Source organism: Amycolatopsis magusensis, assembly GCF_017875555.1.
Classification (GTDB): Bacteria; Actinomycetota; Actinomycetes; order Mycobacteriales; family Pseudonocardiaceae; genus Amycolatopsis; species Amycolatopsis magusensis.
Map to the genome: position 1 here is coordinate 44986 of NZ_JAGGMS010000001.1, position 14524 is coordinate 59509.

17 protein-coding genes are annotated in these 14524 nt (G+C 69.3%); 4 read left to right on the top strand and 13 right to left on the bottom strand.

Features of this window, described 5'->3' with window-relative positions; translation table 11 throughout:
* The first annotated feature begins 96 nt into the window (after positions 1–96).
* Entirely contained in the window at positions 97–717 is a 621-nt protein-coding gene (locus tag JOM49_RS00185; RefSeq protein WP_209662154.1) for a LysE family translocator, read from the top strand.
* 6 nt (positions 718–723) lie between these two features.
* Here JOM49_RS00185 and JOM49_RS00190 read toward each other — a convergent pair whose 3' ends face one another.
* Both JOM49_RS00190 and murA read right to left on the bottom strand, forming a co-directional pair.
* The gene (locus JOM49_RS00190) at positions 724–1152 is read right to left on the bottom strand and encodes a pyridoxamine 5'-phosphate oxidase family protein (protein WP_209662155.1); all 429 of its coding nucleotides are present in this window, start codon (positions 1150–1152) and stop codon (positions 724–726) included.
* Between the two features lie 23 nt (positions 1153–1175).
* Complete coding sequence (gene murA, locus JOM49_RS00195) at positions 1176–2453, bottom strand: UDP-N-acetylglucosamine 1-carboxyvinyltransferase (protein WP_209662156.1); 1278 nt, start codon at positions 2451–2453, stop codon at positions 1176–1178.
* Between the two features lie 96 nt (positions 2454–2549).
* On the opposite strand from murA, the gene JOM49_RS00200 reads away from it, so the two are divergent.
* Positions 2550–3119, top strand: coding sequence for a cob(I)yrinic acid a,c-diamide adenosyltransferase (locus JOM49_RS00200; protein ID WP_209662157.1), 570 nt, complete (start codon positions 2550–2552; stop codon positions 3117–3119).
* 467 nt (positions 3120–3586) lie between these two features.
* Here JOM49_RS00200 and JOM49_RS00205 read toward each other — a convergent pair whose 3' ends face one another.
* The 11 genes from JOM49_RS00205 to JOM49_RS00255 all read right to left on the bottom strand — a co-directional run bounded on the left by JOM49_RS00205 (position 3587) and on the right by JOM49_RS00255 (position 12703).
* The gene (locus JOM49_RS00205; RefSeq protein WP_209662158.1) at positions 3587–4018 is read right to left on the bottom strand and encodes a DUF2550 domain-containing protein; all 432 of its coding nucleotides are present in this window, start codon (positions 4016–4018) and stop codon (positions 3587–3589) included.
* A gap of 28 nt (positions 4019–4046) precedes the next feature.
* Positions 4047–4406, bottom strand: a complete 360-nt coding sequence (locus tag JOM49_RS00210; protein WP_209670619.1) for a F0F1 ATP synthase subunit epsilon — start codon at positions 4404–4406, stop codon at positions 4047–4049.
* A 138-nt stretch (positions 4407–4544) separates the two neighbouring features.
* Complete coding sequence (atpD, locus tag JOM49_RS00215) at positions 4545–5972, bottom strand: F0F1 ATP synthase subunit beta (RefSeq protein ID WP_153029446.1); 1428 nt, start codon at positions 5970–5972, stop codon at positions 4545–4547.
* Positions 5972–6916 (bottom strand): F0F1 ATP synthase subunit gamma, encoded by a 945-nt coding sequence (locus JOM49_RS00220; protein WP_209662159.1) that lies wholly within the window; start codon positions 6914–6916, stop codon positions 5972–5974. The genes atpD and JOM49_RS00220 overlap by 1 nt, the downstream gene beginning before the upstream one ends.
* 6 nt (positions 6917–6922) lie before the next feature.
* The gene (gene atpA / locus JOM49_RS00225) at positions 6923–8560 is read right to left on the bottom strand and encodes a F0F1 ATP synthase subunit alpha (protein WP_209662160.1); all 1638 of its coding nucleotides are present in this window, start codon (positions 8558–8560) and stop codon (positions 6923–6925) included.
* A gap of 55 nt (positions 8561–8615) precedes the next feature.
* Complete coding sequence (locus tag JOM49_RS00230; protein ID WP_209662161.1) at positions 8616–9434, bottom strand: F0F1 ATP synthase subunit delta; 819 nt, start codon at positions 9432–9434, stop codon at positions 8616–8618.
* A gap of 6 nt (positions 9435–9440) precedes the next feature.
* Entirely contained in the window at positions 9441–9992 is a 552-nt protein-coding gene (locus JOM49_RS00235) for a F0F1 ATP synthase subunit B (protein ID WP_282773374.1), read from the bottom strand.
* A gap of 31 nt (positions 9993–10023) precedes the next feature.
* Positions 10024–10275 carry an ATP synthase subunit C-like protein gene (locus JOM49_RS00240; RefSeq protein ID WP_113694160.1) on the bottom strand — a complete coding sequence of 84 codons (252 nt, stop codon included), beginning with the start codon at positions 10273–10275 and terminating at the stop codon, positions 10024–10026.
* Positions 10276–10338: 63 nt separating this feature from the next.
* Entirely contained in the window at positions 10339–11133 is a 795-nt protein-coding gene (atpB, locus tag JOM49_RS00245) for a F0F1 ATP synthase subunit A (protein WP_209662162.1), read from the bottom strand.
* Positions 11134–11465: 332 nt separating this feature from the next.
* A complete protein-coding gene (locus JOM49_RS00250; protein WP_282773373.1) occupies positions 11466–11930 on the bottom strand; it encodes a Cg1360 family ATP-synthase-associated protein in 465 nt (154 codons plus the stop codon).
* 116 nt (positions 11931–12046) lie between these two features.
* Positions 12047–12703, bottom strand: coding sequence for a L,D-transpeptidase family protein (locus tag JOM49_RS00255; RefSeq protein WP_209662163.1), 657 nt, complete (start codon positions 12701–12703; stop codon positions 12047–12049).
* 116 nt (positions 12704–12819) lie between these two features.
* Here JOM49_RS00255 and JOM49_RS00260 point away from each other — a divergent pair, with 116 nt between their 5' ends.
* Positions 12820–13383, top strand: coding sequence for an RNA polymerase sigma factor (locus JOM49_RS00260; RefSeq protein WP_209662164.1), 564 nt, complete (start codon positions 12820–12822; stop codon positions 13381–13383).
* The gene (locus JOM49_RS00265) at positions 13380–14396 is read left to right on the top strand and encodes a hypothetical protein (protein ID WP_209662165.1); all 1017 of its coding nucleotides are present in this window, start codon (positions 13380–13382) and stop codon (positions 14394–14396) included. Before JOM49_RS00260 ends, JOM49_RS00265 begins: the two co-directional genes overlap by 4 nt.
* Positions 14397–14524 lie beyond the last annotated feature (128 nt).

Genomic DNA, 14524 nt, shown 5'->3' on the forward strand with positions numbered 1-14524 from the left:
CCGAAAACCGCGGGCGGGGCCGGTGGTTCACCCGTTAGCCTCGAAGATCAAAGCGGCGCGAAGCGCTCTGTTGAGGGTGGTGGAGGGCAGACGGGCGTGACTTGGAGCGTGTACGGCAGCTATCTGGCCGTGGTGGTGTTGGTCGTGCTGGCCCCGGGGCCGGACACCATGGTGGTGCTGAAGAATTCGCTGGCCGGCGGTTTCCGCGGCGGCCTGGTGGCCAGTTCCGGCATCCTGATCGGCAACCTGCTGCAGGGCAGCGCGGCCGCACTCGGCCTCGGCGCGGTGATCGCGCACTCGCAGCCGCTGTTCCTCACGCTCAAGTGGCTCGGCGTGGCGTACCTCTGCTACCTCGGCGTCCAGGCCCTGCGCGGTGCCTGGAAGGGCGACTACCAGGCGATGGACGGCACGAGCGGGGCCCGCGGGTTCCGGCGGTTCCGCGAGGGCTTCCTGTCCAACATCACCAACCCGAAGGTGCTGATCCTGTACCTGTCGGTGCTGCCGCAGTTCCTCGACCCGGCGGTCACCACCACCTGGGACGCGCTGCTGCTCGCCTACACCGTCGGCGTGCTGGGCTTCGCCTGGCTGATGGTGCTGCTGTTCTTCGTGCACCGGGTGCGGGTCTGGCTGCGGCGCCGCCGGGTCCGCCGCACGCTGGACGCGGTCACCGGCGGCGCGCTGCTCGGCTTCGGCGCCCTGCTGGCCGCCGAAGCCTGAGCCCGCTCAGGCCTTGGTGTAGTCGGTGCTCAGCCAGCGCTCGGGCCGCATGCGGATCACCACGGAACCCTCCGCCTGGTAGTTCTCGTCGGTGAACTTGGCGCCCTCTTCCGGCCCGAGGTACCGGATCGCGATCTCCCGCACCACCTCGGGCGACGCGGGCTCGTCGAAGGCGACGACCGGTCCTTCGGCGGAGACGTACCGGTACGGCCAGTCCTCGGTCTGCGCGGTGAGGGTGAACCGCCCGGCCTCCCGGATCAGCCTGCCCTTCACCGAGGTGGTGCTGGTCCACAGCACCACCTCACCGCCGGGCCGGTAGCCGTACCAGATCGGCACGGCCAGCGGCGCACGGCCGGGCCGCTCCACCGCCACCACCCCGACGTGGACCTCGGCCAGGAAGTCCTGGCGCTCTTCGGCGGACATCGTCAACGACATCGGGTTCCCCTGTTCCCTCGCGGTCACTTGGCGCGGTCGGGGTCCCCGGTGACGCGTTCGATGCGGGCACCCAGCCGGTTCAGATTCTCCACGAAATGCGGGTAACCGCGGTCGATGTGGAAGACGTCCCAGACCTCGGTGACGCCGTCGGCACACAGTCCGGCCAGCACCAGCCCGGCACCGGCGCGGATGTCGGAGGCCCAGACCGGCGCGCTGGACAGCCGCTCCACACCGCGGACCACGGCGTGGTGGCCGTCGGTGCGGGCGTCCGCGGACAGCCGCATCATCTCCTCGATGAAGCGGAACCGCGCCTCGTAGACGTTCTCGGTGATCATCGAGGTGCCCTCGGAGACCGCCGAAAGCGCCACCGCGAACGGCTGCAGGTCGGTGGCGAACCCCGGGTAGGGCAGGGTCACCCAGTCCACCGCGGTCGGCCGCTCGGCCTGCACGATCCGGAAACCCTTGCCGTCGAAGGTGGTCACGTCCGCGCCGGCCAGGCGCAGCTTGTCCAGCACCAGGTCCAGGTGGTGCGGGTTGACCCCGCGCACGGTCAGGTCACCGCGGGTCATCGCGGCGGCGAAGGCCCAGGTCGCGCCGACGATCCGGTCGCCGATCACCTGGTGCTGGGTGGGGTGCAGCTGCTCCACGCCGTGCACGGTCAGCGTCGAGGTGCCCGCGCCTTCGATCTTGGCACCCATCTCGGTGAGCATCTGGCAGATGTCGACCAGCTCCGGCTCGCGCGCGGCGTTGTCGATCACCGTGGTGCCCTCGGCCAGCACGGCCGCCATCAGGATGTTCTCGGTGGCCCCCACGCTGGGGAAGTCCAGCCAGATCTGCGCGCCGTGCAGGCCCTCGGCCTCGGCGACCACGCACCCGTGCTCGATGGTGCTGGTGGCCCCCAGTTTGCGCAGGCCGTTCTGGTGCATGTCCAGCGGCCGCTGGCCGATCGCGTCACCGCCGGGCAGCGCCACCACGGCCTTGCGCAGCCTGCCGACCAGCGGGCCCAGCACGCAGACCGACGCCCGCAGCTTGCCCATCGCGGCCGAATCGGCGCGGTGCGACAGCTCGACGGGGGTGGTGATGCGCACGGTGCCGCCGTCCAGCTCCACCTCGCAGCCGACGCTGCGCAGCACATCCGCCATCAGCGGCACGTCGAGGATCTGCGGGCAGTTGGTGATGGTGGTGGTGCCCTCGGCCAGCAGGGCCGCGGCCATCAGCTTGAGGACGCTGTTCTTCGCCCCCACCACATCGACCTCACCGACCAGCCGGGCGCCGCCATGGACGTCGAAGTGCTCGCTCATGGGCGCCAATAATGCCTGCCGCACCAGGCGGCCCGGTGGACGGGTCCGCCTCCGGACAGGGGGCCGCGGCGTTCGTGAGCGGCTAGCCTCGGCGGTATGCCTGTACGGATCAATCGCGTCTACACCAAGGTCGGCGACAACGGCACCACCGCGCTCGGCGACGGCTCCCGCGTGCCGAAGACCTCCGCGCGCCTGGGCGCCTACGCCGACGTCGACGAGACGAACTCGGTGCTGGGGCTGGCACTCGCCGTCGGCGGCCTGTCCGACGAGGTCACCGAGGTGCTGCGGACGGTGCAGAACGACCTGTTCGACGTGGGGGCGGACCTGTGCGCGCCGGTGGTGGAGGATCCGCCGTACCCGCCGCTGCGGATCACCGAGGCGTACGTGGAGCGGCTGGAAAGGTGGTGCGACCGGTTCAACGAGCGGGTGCCGAAGCTGACCTCGTTCATCCTGCCCGGGGGCACGCCGGGGGCGGCGTTCCTGCACCAGGCGCGGACGGTGGCACGGCGGGCGGAACGCTCGGGCTGGGCCCTCGTCGAAGCCGAACCGGACGCGACGAACCAGGTGGCCGTGAAGTACCTGAACCGCCTCTCCGACCTCCTGTTCATCCTGGCCCGCCTAGCCAACCCCAACGGCGACACCCTCTGGACCCCCGGCGGCGCCTAACGTCCGAACCCCACACTCAGGCAGCCGAGTTCCACGTTCAGAACGCCGAACCCCACACTCAGGCAGCCGAGTTCCCCGCCCAGGAACGCGAACCCCACGTTCAGGAAGCTGAGTTCCCCGCCCAGGAAGGCGAACCCCGCTTTCGGGCCGCTGAACTCCACGTTCGGGCGGGCTCGCCCGGCCCGAGCCCGCCACGGTGTGCCCGGCCCCGCCCACGCGAACGCAACACCCAAGCTTCGCGACTGCGGGGCTCAGCCTCGCGAATGTGTGACTCGGCCTCCCGAACGTGAGGTTCGGGTGCCTGAATGTGGGACTCGGCTTCCCGAGTGCGGGGTTCGGCTTCTGGACACGCGGGCGCGAACGTGGAACTCGGGTGCCTGAATGTGGGGTTCGGCTGCGCCAGTGTGGGACTCGAAGTCCTGAACGTGGAGTTCGGCTGCCTGAACGTGGGGTTCGGGGGGCGGGGGTTAGCCCCAGTGGACTCGGCGGCCTGGGGGGGCGGATTCCAGCCAGGAGAGGAAGCCGGTGAGGGCGCCTGGGCCCATGGCGATTTCGATCGGGTGCTCGCCGCCGGATTCGCAGCGGAGCACCTTCGAGCCGGCCGGGACGGCGTACGACTCGTAGCCCTCCGGGTCCCGCCGGTCGGCGATCTCCAGGTTCTCCCGCCGGTACACCCGGTCCGGCTTCAACCGCAGGCTCCACACCCGGTACCAGACGAACTCCTCGCCCTCGTACCGGCCGATCCCCAGGTGCCAGCTCTCCCGGCTGTCATCGGGCCGCCAGCGCAGGGCGACGCTCACGCCACCCCCGCGCCGCATCCGGACCCACCGCATCGCGTACCAGATCGCGACCAGCGGCACGGCCAGCAGGAGCCACAAGACCATCAAACTGACGTCCATGGCCGGCTCCCGCTCGTCGCCTGCTCGCTCAGGCCGTCTGCCCGGCCGCCCGCAGCCTCGCCGCGGCCCTCGCCCGCTCGGCCTCGTCATCGGCCTGCTGGAGCGCGTTCCTGGCTTCGGCCACGTCGATCTCGTCGGCCAGCTCGGCGGACTCGGCGAGGATGATCACCGCCTCCGCGGTCACGGACAGGAAACCGCCGTGGACCGCGGCGACGAAGGTCTCGCCGTCGGTGGTGTTCACCTTGACCACGCCACCCTCGACCAGCTGGCCCAGCACCGGCTCGTGGCCCGGCATGATGCCGATCTCACCCTCGGTGGTCTGGGCGACCACGAAGGTGGCCTCGCCCGACCAGAGGCGACGCTCGACCGCGACAAGCTCAACGGACATCTCAGCCACGTGGCTCTCCTTCACATCGGGCGCGCTTGTACTTGAGTGTAATAGCAGGCTCGCCGCGCGCCGGGCCCACTACCAGACGGCGGGGCCGGCGTCCATTCAGGACACCCGGCCCCGCCACCAGGGAAACGCCTACTTCTTGGTGATCTCGCGGTACTTCTTCTCGAGGTCCTCGAGCCCGCCGATGCCCAGGAACGCCTGCTCCGGGTAGGTGTCGAAGTCACCCTTGGCGATCTTGTCGAAGGCCTCGATGGTCTCGGCCAGCGGCACGGTGGAGCCCGGCTGCCCGGTGAACTGCTCGGCGACGAGCATGTTCTGCGACAGGAAGCGCTCGATGCGGCGCGCCCGGTTCACCGTGAGCTTGTCCTCCTCGGACAGCTCGTCCATACCGAGGATCGCGATGATGTCCTGCAGTTCCTTGTACTTCTGCAGGATCGCGATGACCTCGGAGGCCACCCGGTAGTGCTCCTCGCCGACGATCGCCGGGTCGAGGATCGTCGAGGTCGACGCCAGCGGGTCCACCGCCGGGAAGATGCCCTTCTGGAACACCGACCGCGAAAGCTCGGTGGTGGCGTCCAGGTGGGCGAAGGTGGTCGCCGGGGCCGGGTCGGTGTAGTCGTCCGCCGGCACGTAGATCGCCTGCATCGAGGTGATCGAGCGACCACGGGTCGAGGTGATCCGCTCCTGCAGCTCACCCATCTCGTCGGCCAGCGTCGGCTGGTAACCCACGGCCGACGGCATCCGGCCCAGCAGGGTGGAGACCTCGGAGCCGGCCTGGGTGAACCGGAAGATGTTGTCGATGAACAGCAGCACGTCCTGGTTCTGCACATCGCGGAAGTACTCCGCCATGGTCAGCGCGGACAGGGCGACCCGCATACGGGTGCCCGGCGGCTCGTCCATCTGGCCGAACACGAGGGCGGTGTCGTTGATGACGCCGTCCTCGCTCATCTCCAGGAACAGGTCGTTGCCCTCACGGGTGCGCTCGCCGACCCCGGCGAACACCGAGGTGCCACCGAAGTTCCGGGCGACACGGGTGATCATCTCCTTGATCAGCACCGTCTTGCCCACGCCGGCACCACCGAAGAGGCCGATCTTGCCACCCTGCACGTACGGGGTGAGCAGGTCGACGACCTTGAGGCCGGTCTCCAGCATCTCGGTCTTGCCCTCGAGCTGGTCGAACGCCGGCGGCTTGCGGTGGATGCCCCACCGCTCCAGGTCGGCGCCGTAGCCCGGCTCGTCGAGGCACTCGCCGAGCGCGTTGTAGACGTGGCCCTTGACCTTGTCGCCCACCGGCACGCTGATCGGGCCGCCGGTGTCGGTCACCTCGGCACCCCGCACCAGGCCGTCCTGCGGCTGGAGCGAAATGGTGCGGACGAGGTTGTCACCGAGGTGGCTGGCCACCTCGAGGGTCACCGTCTTGCGCAGCTGCTCGAACTCGATCTCGACGGTCAGCGCGTTGAACTGGTCGGGGACGGCGCCGCGGGGGAACTCGACGTCGACGACCGGACCGGTCACCGAGACGATCCTGCCCTTGGCGGCTGCGGATTCAGTCGTAGTCATCAATCATCACTTCCCACTCCGGCGAGCGCGTCAGCGCCCCCGACGATTTCGCTGATCTCCTGGGTGATCTGCGCCTGGCGCGCCTGGTTCGCTTCCCGGGTGAGCGAGTTGACCAGATCGTTCGCGTTGTCCGAGGCCGACTTCATCGCGGTCCGCTTCGCGGCCAGCTCCGAGGCCGCCGATTCCAGCAACGCCGCGTAGATCCGCGTGTTGATGTACTTCGGCAGCAGGGCGGCGAGCAGGCGGTCCGCGCTGGGCTCGAACTCGTAGGAGGGCTGCAGGCCGTTGGCGGCCTCCTGCCCTTCCTCGGTGTACTCGACCTCGAGCGGGGCGACCCGCTTGGCGACCGGCTTCTGGGTCAGCATCGAGTGGAACTCGGTGTAGACCACGTGGATCTCGTCCACGCCGAGCACCCCGTCCTCACCCGGGCGGTCGCCTTCGTCGTCCGCCCCGGCCAGGAACGCCTCGACCAGCGTTTCCGCGGCCGGCTTGGCGTTCTCGAAGGCGGGCTGCTGGGAGAACCCGGTCCAGCTGTCGACGACCTCGCGGTCGCGGAAGCGGAAGTAGTTCAGCCCCTTGGCACCGATCACGTAGACCTGCGGGGTCTTGCCCTCCGAGCGCAGCAGCGACAGCAGCTCCTCGGCGGCACGCAGCACGTTGGCGTTGTACCCACCGCAGAGGCCCTTGTCACTGGTCACGATCAGCACGGCCGCCCGCCGCGGGTTCTCCCGCTCGACCAGCATCGGATGGTCGAGGTTGGCCGCCCCGCCCGCCAGCGCGGAGAGCACGTTCGTGATCTCCTCCGCGTACGGACGGGAAGCGGCCACCCTGGCCTGCGCCTTGGTGATGCGCGAGGTGGCGATGAGCTCCATCGCCTTGGTGATCTTCCCGATCGACTTGGTCGCGCGGATGCGCGACCGCAGTTCGCGTAGCTGTGCGGCCATGGCGCTCTACTTCTTCGGGGCGGGCTTGTTGACCTTCACGGTCTCCTGCCCGACCTTGTCGGCGTCCATCGCGTCCGCCTCGCCGCCCACCAGGCTGGTGCCCTCGGAGGTGACGAAGCCCTTCTTGAACTCGTCGACCGCTTCGGCGAGCGCCTTGGCGTCCTCGTCCTCGAACTTCTTGGTCTCGCGGATCCGGGCGAGCACCTCGCCCTTGCGGCGCAGCGAGTCGATGAACTCGTTGTTGAACCGGCGCACGTCCTCGGTGGGCACCGAGTCGTAGTGGCCCTTGGTACCCAGGTGCACGATCGCCACCTGCTCCTCGGCCGGGATCGGCGAGTACTGCGGCTGCTTGAGCAGCTCGTACAGCTTCTCACCGCGGTCCAGCTGCGCCTTCGAGGCCGCGTCGAGGTCGGAGGCGAAGGCGGCGAACGCCTTGAGCTCCTGGTACTGCGAGAGGTCGATGCGCAGCGAACCGGAGACCGACCGCATCGCCTTGATCTGCGCCGAACCACCGACCCGGGACACCGAGATGGTCACGTCGACCGCCGGCCGCTGACCCGCGTTGAACAGGTCCGACTGGAAGAAGCACTGGCCGTCGGTGATCGAGATGACGTTCGTCGGGATGTAGGCCGACACGTCGTTGGCCTTGGTCTCGATGATCGGCAGCCCGGTCAGCGAGCCCGCGCCCAGCTCGTCGGAGAGCTTCGCGCACCGCTCGAGCAGCCGCGAGTGCAAGTAGAAGACGTCGCCGGGGAAGGCTTCGCGGCCCGGCGGGCGGCGCAGCAGCAGCGACAGGGCGCGGTAGGCGTCCGCCTGCTTCGACAGGTCGTCGAAGACGATGAGGACGTGCTTGCCCTCGTACATCCAGTGCTGGCCGATCGCGGAACCGGTGTACGGCGCGATCCACTTGAAGCCGGCGGAGTCCGAAGCCGGGGCGGCGACGATGGTGGTGTACTCCATCGCGCCCGCCTCTTCGAGGGACTTCTTCACCGAGGCGATGGTGGAGCCCTTCTGGCCGACCGCGACGTAGATGCAGCGCACCTGCTGCTTCGGGTCGCCGGTCTCCCAGTTGGCCTTCTGGTTGATGATCGTGTCCACGCAGACCGCGGTCTTGCCGGTCTTGCGGTCACCGATGATCAGCTGGCGCTGACCGCGGCCGATCGGGGTCATCGCGTCGATCGCGGTGATACCGGTCTGCAGCGGCTCCTTCACCGGCTGGCGCTCGACCACCGAAGCGGCCTTGACCTCCAGCGGGCGGCGCTCGGTGGTCTCGATGTCGCCGAGGCCGTCGATCGGCTTGCCCAGCGGGTCGACCACGCGGCCGAGGTAGCCCTCGCCCACCGGGACCGACAGCACCTGGCCGGTCCGCTTGACCTGCTGGCCCTCTTCGACCGTCTCCGAGTCACCCAGGATGGCGACACCGATCGACCGCGCGTCCAGGTTCAGCGCCACGCCGAGCACCCCGCCGGGGAACTCGAGCAGCTCGTTCGCCATGGTCGAGGGCAGGCCCTCGACGTGGGCGATACCGTCACCAGCGTCTACGACGACGCCGACCTCTTCCCGGCTTACGTCCGGGGCGTAACTCGAGACGTAGTTCTCGATCGCGTGGGCGATCTCACCCGAGGAGATCGTCAGCTCCGCCATGTCCGTTCCCGCTCTCGCTTCGTTCTTGCCAGTGTGCAAAGTAGTTGTGCCGGCGCTAGGCCAGCTGGCGCCGCAGTGCGTCCAGCCTGCCCGCGGCCGTGCCGTCGATGACCTCGTCGCCGACCTTGACCTTCAGGCCGCCGATCAGGGACGCGTCCACCTCGACGTGCAAGGCGATCGGCCGGGAGTAGATCCGCTGCAGCTTTTCGGCCAGCTGGGTCTGCTGCGCCTCGGTCAGCTCGCTCGCGCTGGTCACGTAGGCCACCGAGCGTTCCCGCCGCTGGGCCGCCAGTGCCACCAGCTCGTCCAGGCCGGCGCTCACGCTCCGGCCCCGGTTGCGCAGCACGACCTGCTCGGCCAGCAGCTGGACCACCGGGTCCACCTTGTCCGCGAACAGCGAGCGGACCAGGGTCCGCTTGGCCTCGGCGGGCGCGGTCTGCTCGGCCAGCGCCCGTTCGAGCTCCGGCTGCCCGGCCACGATGCGCGCGATCCGGAACAGCTGGTCCTCGACCGAGTCGAGGTTCCCGGCCTTCTCCGCACTGGTCAGCAGGGCGGACCGGCCGAGCGACTCGAGCCCGTCGGTCAGCTCCCGCGGGCTGGACCAGCGGTTGCCTGCCACCTCGTCGAGCACCGACAGGGTCGGCGCGCTGACCTTGCTCTCCAGCAGGCGGCGGAGGAGTCCCTGGCGCGCCTCGGGCGCGGCGGAACCATCCGCGACCGCCCGGCGCAGGCCGAGCTCGCGGTCGAGCAGTGCCACCACGGCGAGCAGTTCCTCGCCGACAGCTGACGGGTCGGTGCCCGCCTCACCGAGGACCTCGCCGAGACGGGTCTCGGCGAGGCCAAGAGCCTCCCGGCTCGCAGCGTGCAGCGTCATGCGTCTCTACTTCCTGGCTCCGGCCACACCGTTGGCATCGAGTTCGGCGAGGAACCTGTCGACCGTCCCGCGGCGGCGCGCTTCTTCTTCGAGCGATTCACCGACGATCCGGCTGGCCAGCTCGACCGCGTTGCGGCCGAGTTCCGAGCGCAGTTCGGCGACGATCTGCGCCCGCTGCGCCTGCAGCTGGGCTTCGCCCTGCTGCACGATCCGGCGCTGCTCGGCTTCCGCCTCGGCCCGCAGCTCCGCCTTGATCTGCTCGGCTTCGAGCCGGGCGTCGTCGCGGATCTTCGCGGCCTCGGACCGGGCTTCGGCCAGCTGCGCCTTGTACTGCGCGAGCGCCTCTTCGGCTTCGGCCTGGGCCTTTTCCGCCTTCTCGATCCCGCCCTCGATCTTCGCTGTCCGCTCTTCGTAGAGCTTCTCGAAGCGGGGCACCGCGTACTTGCGGAGCAGGAACAGCAGGATCAGGAAGGCGATCAGGCCGAGGATGATCTCCGACGGGTGCGGGATGATCGGGTTGGGACCCTCCGCCGCCAGCACCATCTGGGTGTTCAGCACAGCGTCTCCTTACTTCTCGAAGGAGGCGGGATCAGGACGCCAGGAAGAACATGACGATACCGATCAGCGCGAGGACCTCGACGATGGCGAAGGTGGTCCACGCGAGGCCGAGCAGCTTGCCCTGGGCCTCCGGCTGACGGGCGGTGCCGTTGATGACGGCGGAGAAGATCAGACCCACACCGATACCGGGGCCGATGGCGCCCAGGCCGTAACCGATGGCCGCGAGGCCCGGGTTGATGTCGACGGCGGCTTCGGCGGCCTGAGCGAGAACCATGTTGCTCACTTGCGTATTCCCTTTCACTCGGTCCGCAGGTGCGCGGATCGGGGGCTTGTGTGTTTCTTCTTTTCAGTGGTCGGCGGACAGAGCCGCGCCGATGTAGTTGGCCGACAGCAGGGCGAAGATGTACGCCTGCAGGACCTGGATCAGGGCTTCGAGGAAGGTCATGGCGATGGCCATGCCGAACCCGAACACCGAGAACACCGGGAAGATCCCGCCGCCCGCTTCGAGCAGCAGGTACTCGCCACCGAGAGTGAAGACCAGGAGCAGCAGGTGGCCCGAGAACATGGCCGCGAAAACACGGAGCGCGAGCGTGGCCGGCTGCAGGATGAATTTGGAGAAGAACTCGATCGGGATCAGCAGCGGCAGCACGAAACCGGGGGCCCCGGGCGGGATCAGCTGGTTCTTCATGTACCCGGCGAACCCGTGGCGCTTGATGCCCACGTAGTTGTAGACCGGGTAGACGATGAGGACCGAGATCGCCAGCGGGAACCCGAAGTGCGCCATCGTCGGGAACTGCACGACGGGGATGATCCCGAAGATGTTGTTCACCAGGATGAAGGTGAAGATGGCCAGGATCATCGGCACGAACGGCTTGAAGTCCTTCGAGCCGATCTGCTCGCGGGCGATGTTGTTCCGCCCGAAGTCGTAGACCGACTCGGCGATGAACTGCCCCTTGCCGGGAACGATCTTCAGCTTCCGCGACGAGACGATGAAGAACGCCGCGATGATGATCACCGAAAGGATGACCAGCAGCATCGGCTTGGTGAGAAAAGTGCCCTCGCCGAAGATCGGGCCGAGGTCGAAGTCCTTCGCACCCGGGGCGACGAACTCGCCACCCTCGGCTAGTACCAGCGCGCCCAACTGGGCTCCTTCCGGTTCTCCCGGCCGGCGTTCACTCCGCCGGGGGAATCGTCACGATCTGGACTTAACGTACCCGACACGGATCGGGCACCCGGAGGCGGATACCACTGTGGGTAGTTCAGGGCCTGACATCCCGGGATCGGCCAGCCGGACGCGGCGGGCAAGGGACCGATCGAGCTGGTTCGCCTCTTCGCGTTCCGGGGCTTTGACCCGGGAGAACGGCCTGAGCGCCGCCTCCAAGCGCGGACGATACCAGCCGGTAAAACCGTGCCGTACGCCCGTACTCCTAAGTGCTGTTCAGCGGCTTAATCAGCGAGTTCGCCGCGCCGCGCTCAGGAAGCGGGGATGATCGTCGGGATCTTGGTCCGGCGGAACGCGCGCATCTCCGCGAACGCGGCCACCAGGATCACCGCGATCATGGTCAGGCCCACCGAAAGCTCGTGCAGGTACGACACGTAGCGCAGGGCGAACATCACCCCGAAGAGGATGAACAACTTCACCGCGTAACCACCGAGCGCGACCACGAGCACGAAGCTCGGGGGCAGGTAGGCGGTCTTGCGCATCATGAAGATGGTGCCCACCGCGGAAAGCAGCGCGATCACCCCGCCGATCAGGGCGCTGACCAGGCCGGGAAGGCCCTGCCACACGGCCGCCGCGACCACCGCGACGGCGACCACCGCGCCCCCGGCGACCAGCATGTCCCGCTGCATCGCCCCGGCCAGCTTGAGCACGGCTTCGGCGTGCGGGTCCGGCTTTTCGGTGGCCGACTCGGGCTCGGTCGCTTCGGTGTCGCTCACCCGCCCAGTGTAGAACCGCGCGGAATCGAGCCGTCACGAGTGGTCGCGAACGAGCAATTCACCCGCTATTCATCCCGCCGATGCCGGGTGCTCCGGCAATTCCGGCTGAACGGGGATCAATAGATGGAGACGGCGGTTCCGCGTTCGAGATCGGCGAAGATCTCGTCGACCGCCTGATCGGTCAGGCGGACGCAACCGTTGCTCGCCGGTTGGCTTTCCACCGGCTCCCCGCCGTGCAGGGCGATGCCGGTGTTCGTGATGTAGGAGGGCCGGTACATCGGGCCGAGTTTCGCGTACCGCCAGCCGTCGATCTGGTACTGCACGCGGAAGTCACCGGCCGGCGTCTGCTTCCCCGGTTCGTCGCGGCCGGTGGAAGCGTCGTGGATCCGCACCACACGGCCGTTTTCGACGCGGTAGAGCACCTGCTTGGCCAGGTCCACCTCGAACCCCGGCCCGTTCCCGCGCGGCGACGGGGTGATCGGCTCACGCAACGCGTTCGCGGTGGCGCGGTCGACCACGCCGGTGCGCGGCAGCTCGTGCACCTTCTGGAAGGCGGTCACGGCGTGCTTCGTCTCGTCGTCGCTCTCCCCTACGAGGTAGCCGAGGCTCCGCAGCGATTGCTGGACCGCCGGCAGCGGCGGGATCGGCGGCTCGGGCGGGGCAAGCGCCACCGGCGGTGGTGGCGGCGGGGGCGGTGCCGGTTCCGCCTCGACCGCCGCGCAGCCAGCGAGGAGCACCGCGAGCAGCGGGAGGTACCAACGGAGGTCACGCATACTGTCCCCTTTCCGGCTTCTGCTCGTACTTGGCGCGAAGCGGCCGGCGCGCAACGTCGTTGCGCTCGGCGGGGTTCGTGCCAAGTACCGGGTGAGACCCCCGTGGAGGCCACCACTTGCCAGGCACCCCCGACGAAGACCTCGTGCCCCGCGTCGCGACCGATCCGGCCGCGCTGGACGAGCTGTACCGGCGCCACGTGCGGGCTGTGCTCGGTTACGCCACGCGCCGGATCGGTGACCCGGTGGAGGCGGCGGACGTGGTCGCCGGGGTGTGGCTCGAGGTGGTGCGGACGGCGACCCGGTACGACCCCCGGCGCGGCTCCCCGCGGGCGTGGATCTTCGGCATCGCGGCCAACCTGGTGGCCGCGCACGGACGGCAGCGGGCGATCGAAAGCCGTGCGCTGCAACGGGTCTACGGGCAGCGAGAGCTGCGGCCCGACGACTTCGCGGAACTGGCGGACCGGATCGACGCCCAGCGCGCGTCCCCGCTGCTGCGGGCCGCGATGGCGGAACTGGCACCGGCCGAGCGGGAACTGTTCCTGCTGGTCGGCATGGACGGGCTGAGCCCGGCCGAGGCGGCGGCGGTGCTCGGCATCGCGGCACCGGCCGCGCGGATGCGGCTGGCGCGGGCCCGGCGGCGACTTCGGGGCGCGATGCCCCAGATCGGGAGCAGCGCATGAGCGGGGACTACGCCGCGGAACTGACCGGCTTCGAGCAGCGGCTGCTGGACGGCCTGCGCGAGGTGCGACCCGAACCGCCGCGCCGGAACTGGCGTCCGCTGGTCGCGCTGGCGGCGACCGCGGCGGTGGTCGTGGGCGCGGCGCTGGTGGTGCCGTCGGTGTTCGACCACCCCGAGCCGCCCGCTCCCCCGCTGGCGCAGCCGGTGGCCGCCAAGCCGTTCAGCTACGTCCGGGCCGTGCAGGGCACGTTGTACGTGACCATGGAGGGTGGCGGTGAGGTGTGGAGCGAGGTCCGCGCTCCTGCCGAGCTGTGGGTGAGCAACGCACCGGCGAGCGTGCGGTCCGTGCGCCTGGTTCTCGCGCCCTACCAGCAGTTCTCGTGCACTTCCTCGGTCGCGGACTCGCTCTGCGCGGACTGGCTGGGACGGCACAAGGAGCTGAACCACGAGCCGGTCGACCGCATGCTGCCGGAAGCCGTGTACCCGGTGGAACCCGGTGAGACCGACCTGCCGGACCGGATCCGGCCGCTGTTCCCCGACGCGCTGGTGACCGATCCGGCCCTGCCCGCCGAGCCACGGGCCTTGGACGCGCGCGTCGCCGAACTCGCCCGGGACTGGCACCAGCAGCACAGCAAGATGATCGAGCCCGAGGCGCGGTACCTGGACCAGACGCGGTGGCACCTGCTGGTGGAGATCGCCGGCAAACCCACGGCGAGCCCGGCCCTGCGCTCAGCGGCGATCGAACTGGCCTCGGCGCTCCCGGTCGGCCGCACGGGCACCGGCACCGACCGGCTCGGCCGCCCCGGCACGAAGCTCACCTTCGGCCACGACAGCGACCTCCGCACCGAAGTCCTCTTCGACCCGCGGACTTCGACCCTGCTCAGCATCGAAGAGTTCTCCCCGGTGCCGCCGGACACCCGGCGCCCACCGACCCCACTCCACGCGAGCGACTACACCCTGTTCGAACAAACCGCCACGGTCTCGTCGCCCACCGAACGCCCCCAGACCCGCTGACGCAAGCACCGCCGCGGCGCCAAAACCGCCAGGATCGCCAGCACAACCCCGCATCGACCAGCCAGAACACCGCAGCCAGGCCGAAGAGGGCTACCGGACGGACCGGCACAGTCCGGTCAGTCAGCGAA

What these genes read in the sequence shown, in the direction of transcription:
- atpD (WP_153029446.1), bottom strand. Translation starts at nt 5,972, where the DNA reads ATGACTACGACTGAATCCGCAGCCGCCAAGGGCAGGATCGTCTCGGTG.
- murA (WP_209662156.1), bottom strand. Translation starts at nt 2,453, where the DNA reads ATGAGCGAGCACTTCGACGTCCATGGCGGCGCCCGGCTGGTCGGTGAG.
- JOM49_RS00200 (WP_209662157.1), top strand. Translation starts at nt 2,550, where the DNA reads ATGCCTGTACGGATCAATCGCGTCTACACCAAGGTCGGCGACAACGGC.
- JOM49_RS00220 (WP_209662159.1), bottom strand. Translation starts at nt 6,916, where the DNA reads ATGGCCGCACAGCTACGCGAACTGCGGTCGCGCATCCGCGCGACCAAG.
- JOM49_RS00190 (WP_209662155.1), bottom strand. Translation starts at nt 1,152, where the DNA reads ATGTCGTTGACGATGTCCGCCGAAGAGCGCCAGGACTTCCTGGCCGAG.
- JOM49_RS00265 (WP_209662165.1), top strand. Translation starts at nt 13,380, where the DNA reads ATGAGCGGGGACTACGCCGCGGAACTGACCGGCTTCGAGCAGCGGCTG.
- JOM49_RS00255 (WP_209662163.1), bottom strand. Translation starts at nt 12,703, where the DNA reads ATGCGTGACCTCCGTTGGTACCTCCCGCTGCTCGCGGTGCTCCTCGCT.
- JOM49_RS00210 (WP_209670619.1), bottom strand. Translation starts at nt 4,406, where the DNA reads ATGTCCGTTGAGCTTGTCGCGGTCGAGCGTCGCCTCTGGTCGGGCGAG.
- JOM49_RS00230 (WP_209662161.1), bottom strand. Translation starts at nt 9,434, where the DNA reads ATGACGCTGCACGCTGCGAGCCGGGAGGCTCTTGGCCTCGCCGAGACC.
- JOM49_RS00205 (WP_209662158.1), bottom strand. Translation starts at nt 4,018, where the DNA reads ATGGACGTCAGTTTGATGGTCTTGTGGCTCCTGCTGGCCGTGCCGCTG.
- atpA (WP_209662160.1), bottom strand. Translation starts at nt 8,560, where the DNA reads ATGGCGGAGCTGACGATCTCCTCGGGTGAGATCGCCCACGCGATCGAG.